This is a genomic window from Nocardioides sp. Soil_C_8 (assembly GCF_057656315.1).
The window spans coordinates 796794-822414 of the sequence record NZ_JBDGKQ010000001.1; the positions used below are offsets into that span (position 1 = coordinate 796794).

Below are 25621 nucleotides of genomic sequence, written 5' to 3' on the forward strand. Positions count from 1 at the left end.
GCACACCAGCACGGCTCGGGGGCGAACCGGAGGAGATGCACCGATGACACCCATCCCGCGCCGCGGACGGCGCCCCCTGTCCCCACCGGCCGCGGCGCTGACCGCGGCCGCCTCCGGCGGGCTGAGCCGTCGGGCGCTGCTCGGCACCGGCGTCGCCGCCGGCGCCGGCCTGGCGCTCACCGGGTGCGCCCCGCCCGAGCCGCCCGCCGCCACCGGCGCCGCCGCCCTGGACCTCCCGACCGACGTCTCCGACGAGGAGAAGATCGTCAGGTGGGCCAACTGGACGGCGTACCTCGACATGAACGGCAAGGAGACGAAGTCCCCCACCCTCGAGGCCTTCATCGAGCAGACCGGGATCCAGGCCAGCTACTACGAGGAGATCGACGACAACGACTCCTACTACGCCAAGGTGGGTCCCCAGCTGCGTGCCGGCCAGGACATCGACCGCGACATCATCACGCTCACCGACTGGATGGCGGCCCGGCTCATCCGCGACCAGGTGGTCCAGCCGCTCGAGCTGATCCAGATGCCCAACGTGGTCGGCAACCTCCTGCAGCCGCTCAAGGACGCCTCCTTCGACCCCGGCCGTCTCCACTCGATCACGTGGCAGAGCGGCTTCGCGGGCATCGGCTACAACAAGGAGAAGGTCGGCCGCGAGCTCAAGTCGCTCGACGACCTGTGGACCGACGACCTCAAGGGCCGCGTCGTCGTGCTCTCGGAGTACCGCGACACAGCGGGCCTCGTCATGCAGTCCCAGGGGGTCGACATCGAGAGTGACTGGGGCCAGGCGGAGTTCGAGAAGGCCCTCGACTTCATCGAGCAGAAGATCGAGGAGGGCTACATCCGCAAGGTGAAGGGCAACTCCTACATGGAGGACCTCACCAGCGGCAACGCGGTCGCCGGCATCACCTGGAGCGGCGACATCTTCGTCCTCGCGTACGACACCGAGGACCCCAACTGGACCTTCACCCTGCCGGAGTCCGGCGGGACGCTGTGGTCGGACAACCTCATGGTCCCGATCACCTCCACGCACCGCAGGAACGCCCAGCGGCTGATGGACTACTACTACGACCCGGCCGTCGCTGCCCAGGTGGCCGCATGGGTCAACTACGTCTGTCCCGTCGAGGGCGCCCAGGCCGAGATGGAGAAGATCGACCCCGACCTCGCCGAGAGCCCGTGGATCTTCCCGACCGTCGAGTTCATCGAGGACAACAACGTCCAGCAGTTCCGGGTCCTCGACGCGGACGAGGACATCCTGTACGCCGACCTCTGGTCCACGAAGGTGATGGGGAACTGACATGGCCGGATTCCGCGAAGCGCAGGGCGACCTCCGGCTCGAGGGCGTCACCAAGACGTTCGGGGACTTCACCGCGGTAGACGGCATCGACCTCGAGGTCCCTCGCGGCTCCTTCTTCGCCCTGCTCGGGCCCTCGGGCTGCGGCAAGACGACCACGCTGAGGATGATCGCCGGGCTGGAGCAGCCGACCGCCGGACGAGTGCGGATCGGGGACACCGACCTCACCGGCTCGCGGCCCTACGAACGTCCGGTCAACACGGTGTTCCAGTCCTACGCACTGTTCCCGCACCTCACGATCCGCGACAACGTCGCCTTCGGCCCCAAGCGCCGCAAGGTCCCCGACGCGGCCGAGCGGGCCGACGACGCCCTGCAGCTGGTGCAGATGGCGCCCTTCGCCGGGCGCAAGCCGGCGCAGCTCTCCGGTGGTCAGCAGCAGCGGGTGGCGCTGGCGCGGGCCCTGGTGAACCACCCGGAGGTGCTGCTCCTCGACGAGCCGCTCGGAGCCCTCGACCTCAAGCTGCGACGCGAGATGCAGGTCGAGCTCAAGCGCATCCAGACCGAGGTCGGGCTCACCTTCATCCACGTCACGCACGACCAGGAGGAGGCCATGACCATGGCCGACACCGTGGCGGTGATGAACCGCGGCCGCATCGAGCAGCTCGGCGCACCGGAGGAGCTCTACGACCTGCCCCGCACCCGGTTCGTCGCCGACTTCCTCGGACAGGCCAACACCGGTATCGGCACGATCAAGGACGTCGACGGCGACCACCTCGTGGTCAACGTGCTGGGGACCCCCGTCAAGATCCTCAAGTCCCGCTCGCAGGTGCACGAGGGCGACGTGCTGTTCGGCGTACGCCCGGAGAAGGTGACGGTGTCACGGACCCGCCCCGAAGGTGTCGGCAACGACGTGCGGGGCGTGGTGCGCGACGTGTCGTTCCTGGGCGTGGCCACGAGCTACCTCGTGGACATGCCGAGCGGCGCGACCTGGAGCTGCTACGAGCAGAACCTCGACGTCGAGCCGCTCGACCTGCGACCGGGCGACGAGGTCTGGCTCACCTGGAACCCCGGGCACGCGTTCGGGGTGCCCGCGGACGACCCGGGGTCCACCGCATGAGCGCGCTCGCCCAGGTGACCGGCGACCCGGCTCTCGAGCCCGCGGCCGCTGCACCCGAGGTCAAGCGGCGGTCCTGGACTGCCTACCTGCTGATGCTGCCGGGCGTGCTCTGGCTCGGCGTCTTCTTCCTCCTGCCGCTGGTGCAGCTCGCGTCGGTGAGCCTGCAGAGCCGCTACCCCGGCTTCCCGGGCTACTACTACCGCGACCTCAACTTCTCCAACTACGCCAGCGCACTCACCGACTACGCCCCGCACTTCGCCCGGTCGTTCCTCTACGCCGGCCTGGCGACGTTCCTGGCGTTCGTCGTCGCCTACCCGCTGGCCTACGCCATGGCGTTCAAGGCCGGGAAGTGGCGCAACCTGATGATGATCTGCGTCATCGCGCCGTTCTTCACCTCCTTCATCCTCCGCACCTTCGCGTGGTCGCAGATCCTCGCCGACGAGGGGTGGGTGGCGGGCCTCCTCAACTTCCTGCACCTGCTGCCCAACGGGCACATCATCAACACCCCGATCGCCGTGGTCGCCGGCCTCACCTACAACTTCCTGCCGTTCATGGTGCTGCCCATCTACGCCTCGCTCGAACGCGCCGACCCGCGCGTCATCGAGGCCGGCGGCGACCTCTACGCCAACGGGTTCACGACCTTCCGCACCGTGACGCTCCCGATCTCGATGCCGGGCGTCCTGGCCGGGACGCTGCTGACCTTCATCCCGGCGGCAGGCGACTTCGTCAACATGGAGCTCCTCGGCCCCCAGCGCGGCAAGATGATCGGCAACGTCATCAACGACCAGTTCCTCGCCGTCCCCGGCGGCTACCCGGTGGCTGCGGCGCTGTCCTTCACCCTCATGGCCGCGATCCTCGTCCTGGTCTTCCTCTACATCCGCCGCTTCGGCACCGAGGAGCTGGTGTGAGATGACCACGACGACGCGCCCGACCCCGCCCGCGACCGCGAGCTCGCCGACGGCCTACCGGCCGTCCGCCGGCAAGCGCGCGCAGGTCTGGCTGGCCAACCACTTCGCGATGATCAGCGCGATCCTGGTGCTGCTGTACCTCTTCCTGCCGGTCGCCTACACGTTCGCCTTCTCGTTCAACGACCACGGCAAGACCAACATCGTCTGGCAGGGCTTCACCTGGGAGCACTGGCAGGACCCGTGCGGGGTCCAGGGCGTGTGCGAGTCGCTGGTCACCTCGCTGGAGGTCGGCGTGATCTCGACGGTCGTCGCCACGGTCCTCGGCACGCTGATGGCGCTGGCGATGGTCCGCTACCGGTTCCGGGGCAAGTCGGCCAGCAACGTCCTGATCTTCGTGCCGATGGCCACGCCCGAGATCGTGATGGGCGCCGCGCTGCTGACGATCTTCGTCCAGGGCTTCACCAAGGTCGGGATCAACCTCGGCTTCGGCACCATCGTCTTCTCCCACATCATGTTCTGCATCAGCTTCGTGGTCGTCACGGTGCGGGCCCGGATCCAGTCCCTCGACCCACGGGTCGAGGAAGCGGCCCAGGACCTCTACGCGAGCCCGATGCAGACGTTCTGGAAGGTCACCTTCCCGCTGATCCTGCCCGGCATCGCGGGCGCCGCGATGCTCGCGTTCTCGCTGTCCTTCGACGACTTCATCATCACCAACTTCGTCTCCGGCAACGAGTCGACGTTCCCCAAGTTCGTCTACGTCGCCTCGCGGCGCGGCATCCCGGCCGAGGCCAACGTCATCGGCTTCTCGATGTTCGTCATCGCCGTCCTGCTCGTCGTGGGCGCGCAGGTCGTGAGCTCGCTGCGGGCCTCGAAGTACAAGACCTGATCCCCCTCCCCGCTAGGAGAATCGAGTGCCTGAACCCATGCGCGTCCTGATGGTCGGCGCCGGCGGCGTCGGCGACGCCGCGGCCCGGATCGCGGTGGAGCGCGACTTCTTCGAGGCCTGGGTGGTGGCCGACTACGACCTCGAGCGGGCCGAGCGCACGGTCGCGGCGGCGGTCGGGCGACGTGCGGGCGAGGAGCGCTTCGGCGCCGCGCAGGTGGACGCGTCCGACGCCGACGCGGTGACGGCGCTCGCCCGCGAGGTGCGTGCCACCCACGTCTTCAACGCCGTCGACCCGCGCTTCGTGATGCCCATCTTCACCGGCGCGCTCGCTGCGGACGCCGACTACCTCGACATGGCGATGAGCCTGTCGGTGCGCCACCCCGAGGCGCCGTACGAGCAGGTCGGCGTCAAGCTCGGTGACGAGCAGTTCGCCCGGGCCGCCGAGTGGGAGGCTGCGGGCCGGCTCGCCCTGCTCGGCATCGGCGTGGAGCCCGGCCTGTCCGACGTCTTCGCCCGCTACGCCGCCGACGAGCTCTTCGACCACATCGACGAGCTCGGCACCCGCGACGGCGCCAACCTCGTGATCCGCGACGACAACGGCAACGAGGTGTTCGCGCCCGGCTTCTCGATGTGGACGATCATCGAGGAGTGCCTCAACCCGCCCGTGGTGTGGGAGCGCGAGCGCGGCGGCGGCGACCTGGAGGCCGGGTTCTTCACGTTGCCGCCCTTCTCGGAGCCCGAGGTCTTCGACTTCCCCGAGGGCATCGGCCCCGTCGAGTGCGTGCACGTCGAGCACGAGGAGGTGCTCCTCATGCCCCGCTGGGTCGATGCCGACCGGGTCACGTTCAAGTACGGCCTGGGCGAGGAGATGATCGGCATCCTGCGCACGCTGCACACGCTGGGCCTCGACTCGACCCAGCCGGTGTCGGTGAAGGGGGTGGAGGTCTCCCCCCGGGACGTCGTGGCGGCCTGCCTGCCCGACCCGGCCACGATCGGCCCGCGGATGGAGGGCAAGACGTGCGCGGGTCTCCTGGTGACCGGCACCGGGAAGGACGGCGCGCCCCGGTCGACGTACCTCTACCACGTCGTCGACAACGCCGACTCGATGCGCGACTACGGCGCCCAGTGCGTGGTCTGGCAGACCGCGATCAACCCCGTCGTCGCGCTGGAGCTGCTGGCCGACGGCACCTGGAAGGGCAGCGGTGTCCTCGGCCCCGAGGCCCTGCCACCGAAGCCCTTCCTCGACCTGCTCGCCGCACCCAAGCCGGAGGGCTACGGCTCCCCGTGGGGGATGGAGGACCGACCACCCCACGACGTTCTTCTCCCCCGCTCTGCTCCTCCGAACAACGCCGCGGGGACCCCGGAAAAGGACAGAACATGACACTCAGCCAGGAACGGATCCTCGCCACCGAGATCCCGGGCCCGAAGTCGCAGGCGCTGCAGGCCCGCAAGGTCGCAGCCGTCTCCGCCGGCGTCGGCACGACGCTGCCGGTCTACGTCGAGCAGGCCGGCGGCGGCATCCTGCGCGACGTCGACGGCAACCAGCTGATCGACTTCGGCTCGGGCATCGCCGTCACCACGGTCGGCAACGCCGCCCCGCGCGTGGTCGAGGCGGTGCAGCGCCAGGTCGCGGACTTCACGCACACCTGCTTCATGGTCACGCCCTACGAGGAGTACGTCGCGGTCTGCGAGAAGCTGGCAGACCTGACCCCGGGCGACCACGAGAAGCGGTCGGCGCTCTTCAACTCCGGGGCGGAGGCGGTGGAGAACGCCGTGAAGGTGGCCCGCCACCACACCGGGCGGGACGCGATCGTCGTCTTCGACCACGCCTACCACGGGCGTACGAACCTCACGATGGCGCTGACCGCCAAGAACATGCCCTACAAGCACCGCTTCGGCCCGTTCGCCGGCGAGGTCTACCGCGCGCCGATGGCCTACCCCTACCGCTGGCCGGGCGGGGCCGAGGCCTGCGCCGAGGAGGCCTTCGACGCCCTCGTCGCCACCGTCCACGCCCAGGTCGGCGAGGACAACTGCGCCGCGGTGCTGATCGAGCCGATCCAGGGCGAGGGCGGCTTCATCGTGCCGCCGCCGGGATGGCTCGCCCGCGTCGCCGCGTGGTGCCGCGAGCAGGGCATCCTGCTCATCGCCGACGAGATCCAGACCGGCTTCGCCCGCACCGGCGACTGGTTCGCCTGCGACCACGAGGGGGTCGTCCCCGACCTGGTCACCACCGCCAAGGGCATGGCGGGCGGTCTCCCGCTCGCGGCCGTGACGGGGCGAGCGGACGTGATGGACTCAGTGCACGTCGGTGGCCTCGGTGGCACCTACGGCGGCAACCCCGTCGCCTGCGCGGCAGCCCTCGCGGCGATCGAGACGATGGAGGCCGACAACCTGCCTGCGCGCGCCCGGGAGGTCGAGGCCGCGTTCCTGCCGCGTCTGCGCGCCCTCGCCGAGCGCCACCCGGACCGGGTGGGCGACGTCCGCGGACGCGGCGCGATGCTGGCCGTCGAGCTCGTCAGCGACGGCCCCGGTCGTACGCCGGATGCTGCCCTCGCCGGTGCCGTGCACCGCGCGTGCTCGGCCCAGGGACTGGTGACGCTCACCTGCGGCACCTTCGGCAACGTCTTCCGGTTCCTCCCGCCCCTCGCGATCGGTGACGACCTCCTCGCCGAGGGGCTCGACATCTTCGAGGCGGCGTTCGATGCCGCAGCCGGTGGCAAGGTGGAGTGATGGCAGACCAGAACCAGACCCTGATCGAGACCGTCCCCACGCAGCTGCTCATCGGCGGCGAGTGGGTGGACGCCAGCGGCGGCGCCACGTTCGAGGTCCACAACCCCGCGGACGACAGCGTGCTGACCAGCATCGCGGACGCCACGCCTGCCGACGGCGATCGCGCGCTGGCCGCGGCCGCTGACGCCCAGCGGGAGTGGGGTGCGACGGAGCCGCGCCGGCGCGGGGAGATCCTGCGCAGCGCCTTCGAGCTCCTCACCGAGCGCGCCGACGACTTCGCGCGCCTGATGACGCTCGAGATGGGCAAGACGCTGGCCGAGGCGAAGGGCGAGGTGACCTACGGCTCGGAGTTCTTCCGCTGGTTCTCCGAGGAGGCGGTGCGCATCCACGGCCGCTACTCGACGGCCCCCTCCGGCTCGTCGCGGCTGATCACGATGAAGGCACCGGTCGGGCCGACGTTGATGATCACGCCCTGGAACTTCCCGCTCGCGATGGGCACCCGCAAGATCGGCCCGGCCATCGCGGCGGGGTGCACGATGGTCGTCAAGCCGGCCTCCGAGACGCCCTTGACGATGCTCGCGCTCGCCAGGCTCCTCGAGGAGGTCGGGCTGCCGAAGGGCGTGCTCAACGTGGTCACCACGACCGACTCCGGCGGTGTGTGCGAGCCGATCATCAAGGACCCCCGCCTGCGCAAGCTCACGTTCACCGGTTCGACGGGCGTCGGCAAGACGTTGGTGGCGCAGGCGGCAGACCAGCTGCTCCGGGTCTCGATGGAGCTCGGCGGGAACGCCCCGTTCCTGGTGTTCGGCGACGCCGACATCGACGCGGCCGTCGAGGGAGCCATGCTCGCCAAGATGCGCAACATCGGCGAGGCCTGCACCTCCGCCAACCGGTTCCTGGTGCACGAGTCCCTGGCCGAGGAGTTCTCGACGAAGTTCGCCCAGCGGATGGGTGCCCTCACCGTCGGCGACGGCACGGGCGACGGTGTGGACGTGGGGCCGCTCATCACCGACAAGGCCCGCCGCGGCGTCCACGAGCTCGTCGACGAGGCGGTCTCCTCCGGTGCCCGCGCGCTCGTCGGCGGCGAGGTGCCCGACGGGCCCGGCCACTTCTACCCGCCCACGGTCCTGGTCGACGTACCCCCGGCCGCACGCGTGTTCCGCGAGGAGATCTTCGGACCCGTCGCGCCGATCTCGACGTTCTCCGACGACGACGAGGCAGTGCGTCGGGCCAACGACACCGAGTACGGCCTGGTCGCCTACGTCTTCACGCGCGACCACGCCCGCGTCCTGAAGGTCAGCGAGGCGCTGGAGTTCGGCATGGTCGGGGTCAACACCGGCATCGTGTCCAACCCGGCCGCGCCCTTCGGTGGCGTGAAGCACTCCGGCTTCGGCCGCGAGGGCGGTTTCGAGGGCATCGAGGAGTACCTCGAGACCAAGTACGTCGGCAGCGCGCTGTGAGGCGCCGGTGACGACGCTCGACCGGTCGCGGCTGGCCGCCCTCCACGCGGAGGAGGAGCAGCGCTTCGTCGACCTGCACCCCGCGTCGGCGCGGCTGGCCGAGGAGGCGGGCGAGCACCTGCTCGCCGGCGTGCCGATGCCGTGGATGACCAGGTGGCCGGGCTCCTTCCCGCTGTTCGTCCAGTCCGCCGAGGGAGGCCGGTTCACGGACGTCGACGGCATCTCCTACGTCGACCTCTGCCTCGGTGACACCGGCTCGATGACCGGCCACTGCCTGCCGGCGGTGGCCGAGGCGGTGCGCGAGCGCACCGAGCGCGGCATCACCACGATGCTGCCGTCGACCGACGCCGCCTGGGTCGCGGGCGAGCTCAGCCGCCGCTTCGGCCTGCCCCGGTGGCAGATGGCGATGACGGCCACCGACGCCAACCGCTTCGTGCTCCGCTTCGCCCGGCACCTGACCGGACGACCCCGGGTCGCGGTGATGGACTGGTGCTACCACGGCACGGTCGACGAGACGCTCGGCGTCCTCGAGCACGGCCGTGCCGGCGACCGGGTGGTCCCCCGTCCAGGCGCGCTCGGGCCGCAGGTCGACGTCGCCGCCACGACCGCCGTGGTGCCGTTCAACGACCTCGACGCGCTCGACGCCCGGCTCGCCGAGGGCGACGTCGCGTGCCTGCTCATGGAGCCGGCCCTCACCAACATCGGCATCGTGCTGCCCGACGACGGCTACCTCGCCGGAGTCCGGGAGGTGACCCGGCGCCACGGGGTGCTGCTCGTCAACGACGAGACGCACACGATCTGCGCCGGCCCGGGCGGGGCGACGGCGGCCTGGGACCTCGACCCCGACCTCGTGGTGATCGGCAAGCCCATCGGGGGCGGGATCCCCGTCGCGGCCTACGGCATGACAGACGAGGTCGCCTCGCGGCTCGAGGGCCCGATGCTCGGGCACGACATCGACGTTGCCGGTGTCGGGGGCACCCTGTCCGGCTCGGCCCTCGCCATGGCCGCCGTCCGGGCGACCCTGTCCACCGCCCTGCGGCAGGAGGACTTCGACGTCTCGGTCCCGCTGGCCGAGCTGTTCACAGACGGCATCCGCGAGGTCATCGCCCAGCACGACCTGCCGTGGCACGTCCAGCGCCTCGGCTGCCGGGCGGAGTACTGGTTCTGCCCGCCGCCGCGCACCGGCGCCGAGGCCGCGGCCGCCGTCGACGAGGAGCTCGACGCGTTCTTCCACCTCTGGACCGTCAACCGCGGCGTGCTCCTGGCCCCGTTCCACAACATGTCGTTGTTCTCCCCGTTCCACGACCGCTCGGACGTCGACGCGCACACGTCGGCGTTCCGCGGCGCCGTGGAGGCGCTGGTCAATTGATCTGCTGCTCCGGACGATGTGAGCTCCCGGGTGGGTCTCGACACGCCCGTTCGCGTCGAGCGGGCACAGGACCTGCTGCGGGCGGCCAACCTGACCGTGACCGAGGTCTGCCACGCCGTCGGCTACAGCAGCCTTGGCTCGTTCAGCTCGCGCTTCAGCGAGATCGTGGGCGAGAACCCCAGCGACTTCCAGCGACGCTACGCCGCCGCGGGCAACCCGCGCATCCCCGGGTGCTACGTCTTCATGGCAGGGCTCGTCGAGAGGCGCGGTCCTCACGGGACCGCGACGCAGGAGAAGCAGGACAGCGCCGCTCCTTCCTGGGCTCGTCGCATGCCCGACTTCCGCTGGTGCACCGTCTTCCACCCCAAGCAGCCCGAGGTCCACCTGCACCTCACCACTCCGAGCGGGCCGCTCCCGGACTACCTCATCGAGGCGATGAAGCGTGCGCAGGACGAGGGCGGCCTGCCGGGCATCGGGATGAACGTCGACGACTGCCACGCGACCTACCGGGACCTGAGGTCCAAGGGCGTGGAGTTCCTCCAGGAGCCGGAGGAGCGGCCGTACGGCGTCGAGGCCCTGATGCGCGACAACTCCGGCAACTGGATGGTGCTCGTCGAGAAGCGGGACCACTCCCCGGAGGACTTCGACGCGGTCGACATGGGCTGACGCCGGGCATGCGGCGGGCGTACCGTGGAGCGATGAGGAGCTGGCTCGCCACCGTCGGTGGCCTGCTGCTGGCACTGGCGCTGATGCGGGTGGCCTGCGCCGTCCTGCGCGGTGACCTCGCCGAGTGGCGCAGCACCCGTGCCGCCGCCCGGCGGGCCCGGCTCGCCCGACGCCTCGGGGCCGACGTGGTCCCGGCCCGGAGGCCCGTCGAGCAGGTGGTCGCGGACCTGCGCCGGCTCAGCGCCTCGTTCCACCGCGGCGGGATGCGGTTCGCCAAGTACGAGGGCTGCCGGCTGGCATACGACCGGGTGCTCGGCGAGGCCGCCGACATGACGGGACGTCCCCACCTGCTGGCCGTCCTGCCGCCCGGCGACGAGCTCGATCGCGAGCGTGAGCGCGTGGAGTCGCTGCTGGTCGAGCACTGCCTGCTCCCACCGCCGTACGTCGCCTGAGCAGCGCCGGCCGGAGGATCAGGACCGCGGGAGCACCCCGGCCGCGCGCGCCGCCTCGGCGTAGGCGACGGCGAGCGTGTCGACGGTCTCGTGGGCGTTGAGACCGGACGGGTTGGGCACCACGAAGACGCGCGAGCTCCCCCACCGCCCGGGTTGCTCGCCGACCCTCGCCCGGGGCTCACCGAACGCCGAGCGGTAGGCGGTGATGCCGGCGACGGCTACGACGGTGGGCCGTCGCTCCGCCACGAGGGACCGCAGTCGCTCGCCACCCGCACGCAGCTCGTCGGCGGTGAGCTCGTCGGCCCGCGCGGTGGCGCGCGGTGCGACGTTGGTGATGCCGATGCCGCGGCGGCGCAGCTCGTCACGGTCCGCGTCGGTCATGCCCGCCGACGGGTCGATCGGCCGCGGCACGATCCCCGCGCGCAGCAGCGCCGGGTAGAACCGGTTGCCGGGACGGGCGAAGTGGGACTGCGTGGCCGCGGTCCACAGCCCCGGGTTGATGCCCACGAACAGCAGCCGCAGCGGCTCGTCGGGCGCCGGCAGCAGGTCGGGGACCTCGACGTCGCGGAAGGACTCGAGCTCGGCCCTGGTGAACCCCATGACCGACATCCTGCCGGGCCGGTCCGACCGGGGACGCACGAGACCCCGCCTCCCTTGCGGGAGACGGGGTCTCGAGGTGGTGCTGGTGCGCCCTGGGGCGCTCAGATCACTTGGTGATCTTGGTGACGCGGCCGGCGCCGACCGTGCGGCCACCCTCGCGGATGGCGAAGCGCAGGCCCTCGTCCATGGCGATGGGCTGGATGAGCTCGACCGACATCTCGGTGTTGTCACCCGGCATGACCATCTCGGTGCCCTCGGGCAGGGTCACGACACCGGTCACGTCCGTGGTCCGGAAGTAGAACTGCGGACGGTAGTTGTTGAAGAACGGCGTGTGACGGCCACCCTCGTCCTTGGACAGGATGTAGACCGAGGCGTCGAAGTTGGTGTGCGGGGTGGTCGTGCCCGGCTTGATCACGACCATGCCGCGCTCGACGTCCTCGCGCTTGGTGCCACGGAGGAGCAGACCGACGTTCTCACCGGCCTGGCCCTCGTCGAGGAGCTTGCGGAACATCTCGACACCGGTGACGGTGCTCTTCTGCGAGCCCTCGCGGATGCCGATGATCTCGACCTCCTCGTTGACCTTGACGATGCCGCGCTCGATGCGACCGGTGATGACGGTGCCACGACCGGTGATCGTGAAGACGTCCTCGACGGGCATGAGGAAGGGCTTGTCGGTGTCACGCTCGGGGGTCGGGATGTAGTCGTCCACGGCCTGCATGAGCTCGGCGACCGAGTCGCCCCACTTGGCGTCGCCGTTGAGCGCCGGGAAGGCCGCCACGCGCACGACGGGGATGTCGTCGCCCGGGAACTCGTACTCGGAGAGGAGCTCGCGCACCTCCATCTCGACGAGCTCGATGAGCTCCTCGTCGTCGACCATGTCGCACTTGTTGAGCGCGACGACCAGGGCGGGGACGCCGACCTGGCGGGCGAGCAGCACGTGCTCACGGGTCTGCGGCATCGGGCCGTCGGTGGCGGCGACCACGAGGATCGCGCCGTCCATCTGCGCCGCGCCGGTGATCATGTTCTTGATGTAGTCGGCGTGACCGGGGCAGTCGACGTGCGCGTAGTGACGCGACTCGGTCTGGTACTCGACGTGCGCGATCGAGATCGTGATGCCGCGCTGGCGCTCCTCGGGAGCCTTGTCGATCTGGTCGAACGCCGAAGCCTCGTTGAGGTCCGGGTGCTTGTCGTGCAGCACCTTGGTGATCGCCGCGGTCAGCGTCGTCTTGCCGTGGTCGATGTGACCGATGGTGCCGATGTTGACGTGCGGCTTGGTCCGCTCGAACTTCGCCTTAGCCACTGGGGCTCCTCCTGATTGTTGTTACTTGACTCGTGGGTGTGGGGTGGTGCTGGTGCCGAGGATCCGAGGCGCGATTACTCGCCGCGGACCTTCTTGATGATCTCGTCGGCGATGTTCGTGGGAACCTCGGCGTACGAGTCGAACTCCATCGAGTACGACGCCTGACCGGAGGTCTTGGACCTCAGGTCGCCAACGTACCCGAACATCTCGGACAGGGGCACAAGGGCGTTCACGACCATGTCGCCGTGACGCTCCTCCTGCGCCTGGATCTGGCCGCGGCGCGAGTTGATGTCGCCGATGACCGTGCCGAGGAAGCTCTCGGGGGTGGTCACCTCGACGGCGAACATCGGCTCGAGCAGCACCGGCCTGGCCTTGCGTGCGGCCTCCTTGAAGGCCTGGTTGCCGGCGATCTTGAACGCGAGCTCGGACGAGTCGACGTCGTGGTAGGCGCCGTCCTCGAGCGAGAACTTCACGTCGACCATCGGGTAGCCGGCGAGGACACCGAACTCCATGGCCTCCTGGCCGCCCTGGTCGACCGAGGGGATGTACTCCCTGGGCACGCGACCACCGGTGACGTTGTTGGCGAACTCGTAGCCCGCACCGGTGCCCGTCTCCGGGTCGATGTTGGGCTCGAGGGAGATGACGACCTTCGCGAACTGGCCCGAACCACCGGTCTGCTTCTTGTGGGTGTAGCTGTGGTTCTCGACCTTGTTGCGGATGGTCTCGCGGTAGGCCACCTGCGGCTTGCCGACGGTCGCCTCGACGCGGAACTCGCGCTTCATGCGGTCGACCAGGATCTCGAGGTGGAGCTCGCCCATGCCGGCGATGATGGTCTGGCCGGTCTCCTCGTCGGTCTTGACCGTGAAGGTCGGGTCCTCGTCGGAGAGTCGCTGGATGGCGGTGCCGAGCTTCTCCTGGTCGCCCTTGGTCTTGGGCTCGATCGCGACCTCGATCACCGGGGCCGGGAAGGTCATCGACTCGAGCACGACCTGGTTGTTGGGGTCGCTGAGCGTGTGACCGGTCTTGGTGTCCTTGAGGCCCATGACGGCGACGATCTGGCCGGCGCCGACCGACGCGATCTCCTCACGCTTGTTGGCGTGCATCTGGTAGACCTTGCCGATCCGCTCCTTCTTGCCGTTGACCGAGTTGACCACGGTCGAGCCGGCCTCGAGCTTGCCCGAGTAGACGCGGACGTAGATCAGCTTGCCGAGGTGCGGGTCGGAGGCGATCTTGTAGGCGAGGCCGGAGAACGGCTCGTCGTCGGAGGGCTTGCGGGAGATGGCCTCCTCCTCGTCGCGCGGCGAGTGACCGACGATGGCGTCGATGTCGAGCGGCGAGGGGAGGTACTTCACGACCGCGTCGAGCAGGGGCTGGACGCCCTTGTTCTTGAACGCGGTGCCGCAGAGGACCGGGTTGACCTTGTCGGCCAGCGTGGCGCGACGGATCGCGGCCTCGAGCTCCTCGACGGTGAAGTTCTCGTCACCCTCCTCGAGGTACTTCTCCATGACGTCGTCGTCGGCCTCGGCGAGCGTCTCGATGAACTTCTCGCGGTACTCCGCGGCCTGCTCGGCGAGCTCGGCCGGGATCTCCTCGACGTCGTAGTCCTCACCCATCTTGGTCTCGCCGCGCCAGGTCAGGGCACGCATGCCGACCAGGTCGACGACACCGAGGAAGTCGGACTCCGCACCGATGGGGAGCTGGAGCACGAGCGGGGTGGAGTTGAGGCGCTCGACCATCATGTCGACGCAGCGGAAGAAGTCCGCGCCGGTGCGGTCGAGCTTGTTGACGAAGCACATGCGGGGGACGGAGTACTTGTTGGCCTGGCGCCACACCGTCATGGTCTGCGGCTCGACACCGGCGACACCGTCGAACACCGCCACGGCGCCGTCGAGGACGCGGAGCGAGCGCTCGACCTCGGCGGTGAAGTCCACGTGGCCGGGGGTGTCGATGATGTTGATCTGGTGGTTCTTCCACCAGCAGGTCGTCGCGGCCGACGTGATGGTGATGCCGCGCTCCTGCTCCTGCTCCATCCAGTCCATCGTGGCGCCACCCTCGTGGACCTCACCGATCTTGTAGGTGATGCCGGTGTAGAAGAGGATGCGCTCGGTGGTGGTGGTCTTGCCGGCGTCGATGTGCGCCATGATGCCGATGTTGCGGACCTTGTTGAGGTCGGTGGTGATGTCGACAGCCACTGTTGTGTCTCAGTCCCTCGGAAGTTGGTGGGAGCTCGTGGGGTGAGGGGCCGTACGACGCGCGGTGCGGGTCGTACGGCCCCTCGCCGTCACCAGCGGTAGTGGGCGAAGGCCTTGTTGGACTCGGCCATCTTGTGGGTGTCCTCGCGCTTCTTCACAGCGGCACCGAGGCCGTTGCTCGCGTCGAGGATCTCGTTCATCAGGCGCTCGGCCATGGTCTTCTCACGGCGGTCGGCGGCGTAGCCCACGAGCCAGCGCAGGGCCAGCGTGGTGGAGCGGTTGGCCTTGACCTCGACCGGGACCTGGTAGGTCGCGCCGCCGACGCGGCGGGACTTGACCTCGATGGCCGGCTTGACGTTGTCCATCGCGCGCTTGAGCGTGACGACCGGGTCGGTGCCGGTCTTCTCGCGGCAGCCCTCGAGGGCGGTGTAGACGATGCGCTGCGCCACAGCCTTCTTGCCGTCCTGCAGGACCTTGCTCACGAGCTGGGTGACCAGCTGGGAGCCGTAGACCGGGTCGACGACGAGGGGGCGCTTGGGAGCGGGACCCTTGCGAGGCATTACTTCTCCTTCTTCGCGCCGTAGCGGCTGCGGGCCTGCTTGCGGTTCTTGACACCCTGGGTGTCGAGCGAGCCGCGGATGATCTTGTAGCGGACGCCGGGAAGGTCCTTCACACGGCCGCCGCGGACGAGCACGATCGAGTGCTCCTGCAGGTTGTGACCGACACCCGGGATGTAGGCGGTGACCTCGACGCCGCTGCTCAGGCGCACACGGGCGACCTTGCGGAGGGCGGAGTTCGGCTTCTTCGGGGTGGTCGTGTAGACGCGGGTGCAGACGCCACGGCGCTGCGGGGATCCCTTCAGGGCAGGCGTCTTGTTCTTGGACACCTTGTCCTGGCGGCCCTTGCGGACCAGCTGGTTGATGGTGGGCACCGGGTGGTTCCCTCTCTCTGTCTTCTCGTCACGGCCCGGCGAGGTGCCGGGCTCGGGTGTCGTGCGCTGTTGCGTGTGCCTGTTGCGAATACCGTGGCCAGCCTGGCGCGCGGCTTAGATCGCCGCGCCTCTCGACCGTGGGGTCTGGCGAGCATGGGCATGGGTCTGGACGTGCCAGACACGAGGATTGAGGCTACTCGTGCGCCACGGCAGAATCAAAATGCGGCTGAGGCCGCCTGGACGCCCGGTTCGACGACCTGCCGGTCGCGCTCGCGCCGCGCCCGGTCGTGCCTGAGGTAGAGGGCCGCCGAGACCGCCGCACCGGCGATCGTGAGCATGCCGCCGCCCAGCAGCGTCCAGCGGGCGCCGTACTCCTCGCCGATCCAGCCGATGATGGGCGCGCCGACGGGCGTGCCGCCCATGAAGATCATCAGGTAGAGGGCCATCACCCGCCCGCGGACGCCCGCGTCGGTGTGGAGCTGCATGTAGGAGTTGGCGCTGGTGATGAAGGTGAGCGCGGTCAGGCCGGTGACCGGCGCGAGCAGCGCGAACGTGAGGTACGACGGCATCAGCCCGGCCAACGTCACCGAGGCGCCGAAGGCGAGGGCCGCGCCGACGACGAGGCGGTGGCGGACCTGGTTGCGCCGCGCGGCGAGCAGCGCGCCGGTCAGCGAGCCCACGGCCAGGAAGGTGCCGAGGAGCCCGAACTCCTCGGGCCCCTTGCCGAACACCTCGGTCGCCATCAGCGCGGAGGTGATCTGGAAATTGAGGCCGAAGGTGCCGGCGAAGAACACCAGGCTCAGCACCAGCAGCAGGTCGGGCCGCGCACGGACGTAGGACACGCCCTCGCGGATGGCGCCGGGACCTCGGTCGGCCGGCGCCGCGGCGTCGATGCGGCTGGCGTCGAGGTGGCGCAGCGACCAGATGGGGGCGGCGTACGACACCGCGTTGAGCAGGATGACCCACCCGGTCGCGACCGCTCCCCCGCCGAAGGCGGCGATCAGGACGCCGGCGAGGCCGGGGCCGACGAGGCGTGCGGCGTTGAAGCTGGCGGAGTTGAGGCCGACGGCGTTGGTGAGGTCGACCGGGTCGACCAGCTCGGAGACGAACGACTGGCGGGCCGGACCGTCGAAGGCCGACGCCGTGCCCAGGAGGAAGGCGAGCAGGTAGACGTGCCACACCTCGGCCGTGCCGGTGACGGCGAGCAGGCCGAGCACGGCGGCCGGGAGCGCCATACCGATGTTGGTCAGCTGGAGCAGGCGCTGCTTGGGGATGCGGTCGGCGGCGAGGCCTGCCAGCGGCGTCAGGAGCAGGACGGGCAGGAACTGCAGGCCGGTCGTGATGCCCAGCGCGGTGGCGCCGGACCCGGCGGCCAGCTCGAGCACCAGCCAGTCCTGGGCGACACGCTGCATCCAGGTGCCGGTGTTGGACACGACACCGCCGGCGGCGTAGCGGCGGTAGTTCGGGTTGGAGAGGGAGCGGAACGTGGGACTCGTGGTGACTCCTCAGTCGGTCATCGGTCAGGTGGTCAGTCGGCGACGGCGAGCCGGGCCAGGATCGGGGCCGCGTCGCGGAGGGTGGCGCGCTCGGCGGGCGTGAGGCCGGCGAGGCGCTGGGAGAGCCAGGCGTCGCGGCGCTGGCGGTCGGCCAGCACGGCCGCGCGGCCGGCATCGGTCAGCGAGACGACCACCTGGCGGCCGTCGGTCTCGTGGGGGCGCCGTACGACGTAGCCGTCGGTCTCGAGGCAGTTGACCGTCCGGGTCATCGACGGCGGCTGGACGCGCTCGGCGCGGGCCAGGTCGCCGACGGTCTGGTCGCCGGTCCGCACGAGAAGCCCGAGCACGACCATCTGCGGGATGCTCAGGTCGTTGTCGGGGTGACGCTCGCTCATCAGGCGGCGGCGCAGGCGCATCACGCCCGCCCGGAGCTCGGAGGCGAGTCCGGCGTCTGTGCGGAGGTCTGCGGTCGGCATGTCGTTAGCATAACTCATTACTTGTGCTAACTATTCCGGCCGACGGCGTGCGGACTTGGAGGGGGAAACTGACTCCTGGAGGCCTTTGCAAAGGCCTCCAGGAGTCGGTTTCCCCGCTCGAGCGGGGATTCCGCGAGCGGAGCGCGGCGCGAGACCGGGGTCTCAGGCGGCCGAGGTCAGGAGAGCCAGCCGCTGATGGGCGTGTAGGCGAAGTAGATGACGAAGAGGCCGGCGACGACCCACATGAGCGGGTGGACCTCCCGACCCTTGCCGACGACGACCTTGATGAAGGCGTACGCCACGAACCCGGCGCCGATGCCGACCGAGATCGAGTAGGTGAACGGCATCAGGACGACGGTGAGGAACGCCGGGATGGCCACCTCGAGGTCGCGCCAGTCGATCTCGGTGACCTGCTGCATCATCAGGAAGCCCACCAGCACCAGGGCCGGGACGGCCGCCTCGGAGGGGATGGCCGCGACGAGGGGCGTGAAGAAGGTCGCGAGGAGGAACAGCGCACCGGTGACGACGGAGGCCAGGCCGGTGCGGGCGCCCTCGCCGACGCCCGAGGCGCTCTCGATGTAGGACGTGTTCGACGAGACGCCCGCGGCGCCACCGGCGATCGCGGCGACCGAGTCGACGACCAGGATGCGCTGGGCGTTGGGCGGGGTGCCCTCCTCGTCGTTCAGGCCGGCCTCGGCGCCGATGGCCGTCATCGTGCCCATGGTGTCGAAGAAGTCGGCCAGCAGCAGCGAGAACACGAGGAGCAGCGCGGCGAGCACGCCGGTGCCGGCGCTGCCGAAGGCGCCGAAGAGGTCGACCTGGCCGAGGGTGTCGAAGGACGGCAGGCCGACGACGTCACCGCTGAGCGTGGGCACGCTCAGGGACCAGCCCTTGGGGTTGTCGCCCGACGCGGCGCCGAGGTCGCCGACGGCCTCGACCACCACGGCGACCACCGTGGTGACGAGGATCGAGATGAGGATCGCGCCGCGCACCTTGCGCACCCAGAGCGCGACCATGAGCGCCAGGCCCAGGCAGAACACCAGCACGGGCCAGCCGCCGAGGTGGCCGTCGGCGCCGAGCTGCACCGGGACGGTGGTCTGGAAGGCGTCGGGGATGCGGGTCACGACGCGGGCGTCCACGAAGCCGATGAGGGCGATGAACAGGCCGATCCCGACCGAGATCGCGACCTTCAGCTGCTGGGGCACGGCGTGGAAGACGGCCTTGCGGAAGCCGGTGAGCACCAGCACGAGGATGAGGATGCCCTCGAGGACGACGAGTCCCATCGCCGCCTCCCAGGTGGACTGACGCGCGATCGTGTTGGCGACGAACGCGTTGAGGCCCAGGCCGGTGGCCAGCGCGAGCGGGAAGTTGGCGAACCCGCCCATGGCGATGGTCAGCACGCCGGCGACCAGCGCCGTGCCGGCCGCGATCGCCGGGATGCCGCTGCCAGGCTCGGTGCCGCCGCCCAGGAAGGCTCCCGTCGAGTCGGGCACGAAGCCCAGGATGAGGGGGTTGAGCACGATGATGTAGGCCATCGTCAGGAAGGTCACGATGCCACCGCGGACCTCGCTCCCGACGGAGGAGCCGCGCTCGGTGATGCGGAAGTAGCCGTCGAGGCCCGAGCCCTGCGGTCGCTGTCGCGATGTCTGCGTCTGGTCGCTCACAGGACCGCAGTGTGGCACGACTCTGCTACGCCCGTGTGTCGCGCCGTCCGGCGCGTGTAGCGTGAACGCGTGGACCTGGGTGACGAGCAGCCGACGCAGCACGAGATCGGTCGGCGCACCTACATCGTCGCGCAGGTCGAGCCGCTCGACGTCGACGGTGTCCGCACGACCGAGGTCGGCACCGCCCTGTGGCTGCTGGGCTTCCTCGGGCTGCTTCCCTTCTGGGGCACGCTGGAGGACAGCGGGCGCACCTGGTGGTTGTGGACCTGCCTCGCCGGCTTCGGGCTCGGCCTCTGCGGCCTGGAGTACTGCCGGCGCCGGCGGCGGGAGCGCGCGTCCCAGCAGGCCGCTCAGTGAGCCGTACCCCGACGCGCTGGGAGCTCGCGGGTGAGGACAACCGCGGCTACGGCCGCCACTTCGCCGACCTCGTGGCGCAGGGCGCCGACGTCGCCGGCGAGGCCCGGCTCGCCGACGCCCTGGTCCCCCGTGGCGCCCGGATCATCGACATCGGCTCCGGCATGGGTCGCGTCGCGGCCGAGCTGGCGGCACGCGGCCACGACGTCGTCGCGACCGAGCCCGATGCCGCGCTCCGCGACCAGTCCAGGGCGACGTACACCGACCTCGAGGTCCTCCCCCACGAGGCGCTGGCCCTCGACCCGGACGAGCTGGGCGCGTTCGACCTCGCCGTGCTCGTCGGCAACGTGATGATCTTCCTCGGCGAGGGCACCGAGCGGAGCGTGCTGGAGCGGGTGCGCGAGCTGCTCGCGCCGGGCGGGCGGGCGCTCGTGGGCTTCCACCTGCAGGCGGTCAAGGCCGGCAGCCGCACCTATCCCGCCGACGAGTTCGTCGCCGACGTCGAGGCGGCGGGGCTGCGGGTGGTGCACCGGTTCGGCAGCTACGAGCTGCACGAGCCCGTCGACGACTACGCCGTGTGGGTGCTGGGCCGCTGACCGGTGGTCCCGGTGGGAGCCGGGGGGCTCAGAGGGGCTCGAGCTCGTCCTCGACGACGGTGTCGAGGACGTGGTCCGGCAGCGGGACGGGCTGCTGCTTGCGGGCGAGCTTGACCTCGGAGTGGGCGCCGCACCCGTGGTCGAGGGTGACGACGCGGCCGTCGTCGTTGGCGTTGCCGTTGGCGCAGACGCCGAAGCGCATCGACAGCGACCCGTTGAGCCGAACCAGGAAGCCGCAGGACCAGCAGCTCTCGGGCGCGCTCTTCGCCAGCGGGGCGTCGGGGCCGCCTGGGCCGGCGTGCCAGCGCTCGGCCGCCATGTCGAGACCCTCGCGGCTCAGGGTGCGGACGCGACCGAGCCCGAGGTCGTCGGCCACGCGGCGCACCTGCGCCCGGGCGTCGCCGTCGAGCGGGGTGTCGATCGGGTCGTCGCCCACGAGGTAGGTCGGGACCAGCCGGACGTCCTCGTCCTCGACCGGCAGGAGGTCGCCGGGCGACAGGTCGCCGGGCTGGAGGCGCTCCTTGTAGGGCACCCAGTCGGGCGCCACGATGGCCTCGTCGCCGGGCAGCAGGACGACCTCGTTGACGGTCAGGTCCTTGCCGCGCTTGGCGCGGGTCATGGTGACCGACCAGTACCACCCGGGGTAGCCCGGACGGGCGCACGCGAAGTGGTGGGTGACCACGCGCTCGCCCTCGGCGCGGGCACCGAGGTGGTCGCCGAGGTCGGCCGGGTCGGCGACCTCGAGGACGACGCTGCGCGCCAGCTCCACGGCCTTGGCGAGGACCGAGTCGGGCTTGCCGGCACGGGTAGGAAGAGCGATCACCCGGGCATTCTGGCAAATGGCAGGTCGTCCTGTCCCGTCGGGACGCCGGACGGGGTCCAGACCTGCGGGTGTCGGACCCGGATGCATGGGCGGTAGGTCAAGATGGTGCACGTGACGTCCGACCGCCCCGAACCCGCCGCGGGTCCGCAGTCGGGGCGCTCCGACACCGCCACCGACGCACCCCGCCCGGGAGCCGACGCGCCGTCGCCGGGAGCCGGCGCACCCCGCCCGGGAGCCGTACGACGCTCCCTCTCCGGTGCTGCCCGGGGCGCGCGGGCGGCCGGTCGCGGGGCAGGGACCGCGGGACACTTCGCGGTGGCCCAGGCGCGGCGGGCCAGCCGCGCGGAGGGCGCCGGCGACTCCGGCCTCTCGCGCCTGATCGAGCTCCACGCCTTCAACGCCGCCGGTGACGCCGCCGTCGCCATCTCGCTCGCCGGCACCTTGTTCTTCCAGGTCCCGACCGGGGAGGCCCGCGGCCAGGTCGCGCTCTTCCTCGGGCTGACCATGCTGCCCTTCGCGATCGTCGCGCCGCTGATTGGCCCGTTCCTCGACCGCTTCAGCCACGGCCGCCGGTGGGCCGTGGGCGCGACCATGGCGATCCGGTGCTTCCTCTGCTGGGTGCTGGCGACGGCCGTGGTCACCGAGTCCGACTGGTTGTTCCCCGCGGCGCTGGGCTGCCTCGTCGCCTCGAAGGCGTACGGCGTCACGCGCGCCGCCGCCGTGCCGCGCCTACTGCCGCCCGACCTGACGCTGGTCAAGGCCAACGCGAGGGTGTCGCTCGCCGGTGTGGTGGGCGCGGGCCTGTCGGCACCGCTCGCCATCCTCGCCTCGACCTTCGGTCCGGAGTGGTCGCTGCGCTACGGCTTCCTGGTCTTCGTGCTGGCGACCATCTGGGCGATCCGGCTGCCGGAGAAGGTCGACGCCAGCCACGGCGAGGGCGAGATGGTGCTGACCGGCTCGACCGACGACACGCGCACCGGCCGTCGCCCGCGCACCCGCATCCCCGGCGCCGTGGCCTTCGCGCTGCGCGCCAACTGCGGCCCGCGGTGGCTCTCGGGCTTCCTCACGATGTTCATGGCGTTCCTGCTGCGCGACAACCCGATCGGCGAGTGGCGGCCCGAGGTCCTGCTCGGCCTCGTGATCGGCGCGGCCGGCCTCGGCAACACCCTCGGCATCACGATCGGGTCGCTGCTGAGACGCCTGAACCCCGCGGTGACGGTGGTGCTCGCCCTGCTGGCCGACGTCGTCGTCGCCACCCTGGCGTCGGTGTTCTACGGCCTCGTCACCCTCGTGCTGCTCGGCCTGACGGCGGGCCTGGCGCAGTCGCTCGCCAAGCTGTCGCTCGACTCGACGATCCAGCGAGACATCCCCAGCCGCATCCAGGCGAGCGCGTTCGCCCGCTCCGACACGACGCTGCAGCTGGCGTGGGTCATCGGCGGCTTCGTGGGCATCGCGATGCCGCTGATGCCGCAGCTCGGCCTCGGCATCGCGGCCGGGGTCCTGGGCCTGTGGGCGGCCTTCGTGCTGCTCAGCCGCTCGGGGCGGGCGTCACGACCAGCCGTGTGACGACGTCGGCCCGCGCGGCTCAGGCGTCGAGCTCGTCGGCGAGGGCGCGCAGCACCTTCGCCGTGCCGCGCGCCGCAGCGCGCTCGGGGTGCCGGCCGCGCCGGTAGGTCTCCTCCACGCCCTCGAGCATCTTGATGAGGTCCTCGACGATGGTCACCATCGCCTCCGGCTGCTTGCGCTGGGCGTTGCGCTGGTTGCGCGCGACCGAGGCGGGGGCGTCGAGGACGCGCACCTGCAGCGCCTGGTCGCCGCGGCGTCCCTGGGCGATGCCGAACTCGACCTTGGTGCCGGCCTTGAGCGTGGACGTGCCCTCGGGCAGCGCGTCGGCGTGGACGTAGACGTCCGGGCCGTCGTCCTGCGACAGGAAGCCGAAGCCCTTCTCCGCGTCGTACCACTTCACCTTGCCACTCGGCACGGTCCACCCCACTCAGCTCAGCATCGACGCCGCATGGTTCCACGCGGCCGGGCACAGGATAGGGGGCGGCCCCGACCCCCGACCAACGGGTTCTGCCGTCGCATCCTGGGGACGGCTTTGATTTGCTGACGGCACTACTGGGACCATGGGAGGCTCGGGGTCCCCCCACCGCTGGGGCGGAGGGCGACCAGAGCTGCTGAGCGGGAGACACACGTGCGCACACGACGGACGAGGCGGTTGCTGGGCCACGGCCTGCTCGCGCTCGCCCTGTGCCTGTCCGTCCCCGCCGTCGCCACCGCCGACGACGCACCACCGGCCGCCGTGCCGGGCGACCTCGCCCTCGTCACCTTGAACGGCGGCGGCACCGCTGCGGGCCGCGCGGAGGCTCCCGAGCTGCTGGCCGAGCAGGACGCCGTGCTCGCAGCCGTCGGAGCCGCTGAGCCCGTCTACCGGTGGACCACCGCGCTCAACGGCTTCGCGGTCCGGCTCACCGAGGCCCAGCTGACGGTCCTCGTCGACCAGCCCGGCGTCGCCTCGGTCGAGGCCGACTCCATCCGCCCGATGGCGGGGCGCACCTCCTTCGCGGCCGTGCGGGGTGCCGCGGCCAGCCCGCGCCTGCGCGGTGGGGCCGGCGTGGTGATCGGTGTCGTCGACTCGGGCATCGCGCCGGAGTCGCCCGCGTTCGCCGAGGTGCCGGGCCTGGGCGCCGACCCGGACGCCTTCGCCGGCGCGTGCGCCGAGGGTGACGGCTGGACGGTCGAGGACTGCACCCGCAAGATCGTCGGCGCGCGCTGGTACGTCGACGGCTTCGGCGCCGACCGCGTGCGGTCGTCGGAGTCGCTGTCACCCCGCGACGCGCTCGGGCACGGCACGCAGGTGTCCTCGGTCGCGGCCGGCAACGCCGGCGTCAGCGTCCGGGTCGACGACCGCGACGCCGGCTTCTTCGGTGGCGTGGCGCCGCAGGCGCGCGTCGCCGCCTACAAGGCCTGCTGGGGCGCACCCGACCCCGCCGACGACGGCTGCTCGACCGCCGACGTCGTGTCCGCCGTCGACGCCGCGGTCGCCGACGGCGTCGACGTCCTCAGCCTCGCCCTCGCCGGCGGCGAGCGCATCGACACCCTGCAGGTCGCGCTCCTCGGCGCCGCCGAGGCCGACGTGGTCGTCGTCGGTGCGGCCGGCAACTCCGGTGCGTCGGCCTACGCCGCGCACGCGGCCCCGTGGGTCACCACCGTCGGCGCCGCGGTCGGCCGGATGTCACGGGGCCGGGTCAGCCTGCCCGGCGGCCGCTCGTGGGACGGCGGCGGACGTCCTGCCTCCGTGCAGGGCCGCGCCGTGCTGGCACGCGACGCCGCTGCACCGGGGGCGTCGCGACGTGAGGCCGCGCAGTGCCGGCTCGGGGCCCTCGACTCACGCCTGGTCGCCGACCGGGTCGTGGTCTGCCAGCGGGGTGCGATCGGACGCATCGACAAGTCCGAGTCGGTCGCGCAGGCCGGTGGTCGCGCGATGGTGCTGGTCAACCGGCGCCCCGGCTCGGTGACCGCCGACCTCCACTCCGTCCCCACCGTGCACCTGGCCGCGTCGGCCGGCCGCACGTTCAGCCGCTGGGTGTCCCGCCACCCCGACACCCGGGTCACGGTCTCCCGGATCGCCGGCGACCCCGGCACGCGGCGCACCGCCCGCTGGAGCGCTGCCGGCGACCCGCGCGGGACCTCCGTCAAGCCGGATGCGGTGGCCGACGGCGACGCCGTGCTCGGCGCCCTCCCGCATGCCACCGGCCGCACCTGGGGAGTCTTCAGCGGCAGCTCGGCGGCCACCGCCCACGCCAGCGGGCTCGCGGCGCTCGTCCTCGCCCGGCACCCGGACCGGTCGGCCTCGGTGGTCCGCTCGCTCCTCGCGACCTCGGCGCGCCCGATCCCGGGTTCCTCGGTCCTCGAACAAGGCGCCGGTGCCCTCCCGAGCCGCGCGCCCACCGCCCACCTCGCGCTCGACGTCGCTCCCGAGCAGTGGCGCCGCGCCATGCGCCGCCACTCCCTCGCACGGCTCAACACCAGCTCGCTCCTGATGCCGGCGCGGCAGCGTCGCGCGGTGCGCACGGTGACCAACATCGGCACCCGGCCGGAGTACTTCTCGGTCACCACCCGCGGCTTCACCTCCCACCGCGTACGGGTCCAGCCCCTCGCCGTACGCCTCGCGCCGGGCGAGTCGGCCGACTTCACGATCACCGTCTCGGGGCCCACCGCTCCCGGCCGGCTCGACGACGGCATGCTCGTCTGGCTCGGCGCCCGCGGGGGCGTGACCCGCGTGCCGGTCGCCCTGACGCGCTGAC

General features: G+C 71.2%; 24 protein-coding genes. 14 read left to right on the plus strand and 10 right to left on the minus strand.

All coding sequences use genetic code 11. From position 1 onward, the window contains the following. The first annotated feature begins 43 nt into the window (after nucleotides 1-43). From AC3A3L_RS03935 to AC3A3L_RS03980, 10 genes are read left to right on the plus strand one after another with little or no spacing between them, the layout of a single operon-like run. Nucleotides 44-1297 carry an ABC transporter substrate-binding protein gene (locus tag AC3A3L_RS03935; protein WP_487638718.1) on the plus strand — a complete coding sequence of 418 codons (1254 nt, stop codon included), beginning with the start codon at nucleotides 44-46 and terminating at the stop codon, nucleotides 1295-1297. A 1-nt stretch (nucleotide 1298) separates the two neighbouring features. Continuing rightward, nucleotides 1299-2411, plus strand: coding sequence for an ABC transporter ATP-binding protein (locus tag AC3A3L_RS03940; protein WP_487638719.1), 1113 nt, complete (start codon nucleotides 1299-1301; stop codon nucleotides 2409-2411). Further along, nucleotides 2408-3319 (plus strand): ABC transporter permease, encoded by a 912-nt coding sequence (locus AC3A3L_RS03945; RefSeq protein ID WP_487638720.1) that lies wholly within the window; start codon nucleotides 2408-2410, stop codon nucleotides 3317-3319. Before AC3A3L_RS03940 ends, AC3A3L_RS03945 begins: the two co-directional genes overlap by 4 nt. Nucleotide 3320: 1 nt before the next feature. Further along, a complete protein-coding gene (locus AC3A3L_RS03950) occupies nucleotides 3321-4205 on the plus strand; it encodes an ABC transporter permease (RefSeq protein ID WP_487638721.1) in 885 nt (294 codons plus the stop codon). Between the two features lie 25 nt (nucleotides 4206-4230). Next, the gene (locus AC3A3L_RS03955) at nucleotides 4231-5586 is read left to right on the plus strand and encodes a saccharopine dehydrogenase family protein (RefSeq protein ID WP_487638722.1); all 1356 of its coding nucleotides are present in this window, start codon (nucleotides 4231-4233) and stop codon (nucleotides 5584-5586) included. Further along, nucleotides 5583-6935 (plus strand): 4-aminobutyrate--2-oxoglutarate transaminase, encoded by a 1353-nt coding sequence (gene gabT, locus AC3A3L_RS03960; RefSeq protein WP_487638723.1) that lies wholly within the window; start codon nucleotides 5583-5585, stop codon nucleotides 6933-6935. Before AC3A3L_RS03955 ends, gabT begins: the two co-directional genes overlap by 4 nt. Next, complete coding sequence (locus tag AC3A3L_RS03965) at nucleotides 6935-8395, plus strand: NAD-dependent succinate-semialdehyde dehydrogenase (RefSeq protein ID WP_487638724.1); 1461 nt, start codon at nucleotides 6935-6937, stop codon at nucleotides 8393-8395. Before gabT ends, AC3A3L_RS03965 begins: the two co-directional genes overlap by 1 nt. 7 nt (nucleotides 8396-8402) lie before the next feature. Further along, nucleotides 8403-9764, plus strand: a complete 1362-nt coding sequence (locus AC3A3L_RS03970; RefSeq protein WP_487638725.1) for a transaminase — start codon at nucleotides 8403-8405, stop codon at nucleotides 9762-9764. 30 nt (nucleotides 9765-9794) lie between these two features. Then, nucleotides 9795-10430: a helix-turn-helix domain-containing protein gene (locus tag AC3A3L_RS03975; protein WP_487638726.1), complete on the plus strand. Its 636-nt coding sequence runs from the start codon at nucleotides 9795-9797 to the stop codon at nucleotides 10428-10430. A 32-nt stretch (nucleotides 10431-10462) separates the two neighbouring features. Beyond that, nucleotides 10463-10882, plus strand: coding sequence for a hypothetical protein (locus AC3A3L_RS03980; protein WP_487638727.1), 420 nt, complete (start codon nucleotides 10463-10465; stop codon nucleotides 10880-10882). 18 nt (nucleotides 10883-10900) lie between these two features. Here the strand turns inward: AC3A3L_RS03980 and AC3A3L_RS03985 are convergent, their stop codons facing one another. The 8 genes from AC3A3L_RS03985 to AC3A3L_RS04020 all read right to left on the minus strand — a co-directional run bounded on the left by AC3A3L_RS03985 (nucleotide 10901) and on the right by AC3A3L_RS04020 (nucleotide 19541). After that, on the minus strand, nucleotides 10901-11482 hold the full coding sequence (locus tag AC3A3L_RS03985) for a mismatch-specific DNA-glycosylase (RefSeq protein ID WP_487638728.1): 582 nt from the start codon (nucleotides 11480-11482) through the stop codon (nucleotides 10901-10903). Between the two features lie 106 nt (nucleotides 11483-11588). After that, the gene (gene tuf / locus AC3A3L_RS03990) at nucleotides 11589-12782 is read right to left on the minus strand and encodes an elongation factor Tu (RefSeq protein ID WP_487638729.1); all 1194 of its coding nucleotides are present in this window, start codon (nucleotides 12780-12782) and stop codon (nucleotides 11589-11591) included. A gap of 74 nt (nucleotides 12783-12856) precedes the next feature. Continuing rightward, a complete protein-coding gene (fusA, locus tag AC3A3L_RS03995; protein ID WP_487638730.1) occupies nucleotides 12857-14974 on the minus strand; it encodes an elongation factor G in 2118 nt (705 codons plus the stop codon). An 89-nt stretch (nucleotides 14975-15063) separates the two neighbouring features. Beyond that, the gene (gene rpsG / locus AC3A3L_RS04000; RefSeq protein WP_135838828.1) at nucleotides 15064-15534 is read right to left on the minus strand and encodes a 30S ribosomal protein S7; all 471 of its coding nucleotides are present in this window, start codon (nucleotides 15532-15534) and stop codon (nucleotides 15064-15066) included. After that, nucleotides 15534-15905, minus strand: coding sequence for a 30S ribosomal protein S12 (rpsL, locus tag AC3A3L_RS04005; protein WP_056906817.1), 372 nt, complete (start codon nucleotides 15903-15905; stop codon nucleotides 15534-15536). Before rpsL ends, rpsG begins: the two co-directional genes overlap by 1 nt. 215 nt (nucleotides 15906-16120) lie before the next feature. After that, entirely contained in the window at nucleotides 16121-17338 is a 1218-nt protein-coding gene (locus AC3A3L_RS04010; protein ID WP_487638731.1) for an MFS transporter, read from the minus strand. 95 nt (nucleotides 17339-17433) lie between these two features. Then, nucleotides 17434-17877 (minus strand): MarR family winged helix-turn-helix transcriptional regulator, encoded by a 444-nt coding sequence (locus AC3A3L_RS04015; protein ID WP_487638732.1) that lies wholly within the window; start codon nucleotides 17875-17877, stop codon nucleotides 17434-17436. 176 nt (nucleotides 17878-18053) lie between these two features. After that, a complete protein-coding gene (locus AC3A3L_RS04020; protein ID WP_487638733.1) occupies nucleotides 18054-19541 on the minus strand; it encodes an NCS2 family permease in 1488 nt (495 codons plus the stop codon). A gap of 69 nt (nucleotides 19542-19610) precedes the next feature. Here AC3A3L_RS04020 and AC3A3L_RS04025 point away from each other — a divergent pair, with 69 nt between their 5' ends. Then, nucleotides 19611-19898 carry a DUF2530 domain-containing protein gene (locus AC3A3L_RS04025; protein ID WP_487638734.1) on the plus strand — a complete coding sequence of 96 codons (288 nt, stop codon included), beginning with the start codon at nucleotides 19611-19613 and terminating at the stop codon, nucleotides 19896-19898. Continuing rightward, complete coding sequence (locus AC3A3L_RS04030) at nucleotides 19895-20491, plus strand: class I SAM-dependent methyltransferase (RefSeq protein WP_487638735.1); 597 nt, start codon at nucleotides 19895-19897, stop codon at nucleotides 20489-20491. The genes AC3A3L_RS04025 and AC3A3L_RS04030 overlap by 4 nt, the downstream gene beginning before the upstream one ends. A gap of 28 nt (nucleotides 20492-20519) precedes the next feature. On the opposite strand, the gene AC3A3L_RS04035 is transcribed toward AC3A3L_RS04030, so the two are convergent. Then, entirely contained in the window at nucleotides 20520-21314 is a 795-nt protein-coding gene (locus AC3A3L_RS04035; RefSeq protein ID WP_487638736.1) for a DUF3027 domain-containing protein, read from the minus strand. Between the two features lie 111 nt (nucleotides 21315-21425). Here AC3A3L_RS04035 and AC3A3L_RS04040 point away from each other — a divergent pair, with 111 nt between their 5' ends. Next, complete coding sequence (locus tag AC3A3L_RS04040) at nucleotides 21426-22880, plus strand: MFS transporter (protein ID WP_487638737.1); 1455 nt, start codon at nucleotides 21426-21428, stop codon at nucleotides 22878-22880. 19 nt (nucleotides 22881-22899) lie between these two features. Here the strand turns inward: AC3A3L_RS04040 and AC3A3L_RS04045 are convergent, their stop codons facing one another. After that, a complete protein-coding gene (locus AC3A3L_RS04045) occupies nucleotides 22900-23295 on the minus strand; it encodes a cold-shock protein (RefSeq protein ID WP_487638738.1) in 396 nt (131 codons plus the stop codon). 213 nt (nucleotides 23296-23508) lie between these two features. Between AC3A3L_RS04045 and AC3A3L_RS04050 the strand changes: the two genes are divergently transcribed. Continuing rightward, nucleotides 23509-25620 (plus strand): S8 family serine peptidase, encoded by a 2112-nt coding sequence (locus tag AC3A3L_RS04050; RefSeq protein ID WP_487638739.1) that lies wholly within the window; start codon nucleotides 23509-23511, stop codon nucleotides 25618-25620. Nucleotide 25621 lies beyond the last annotated feature (1 nt).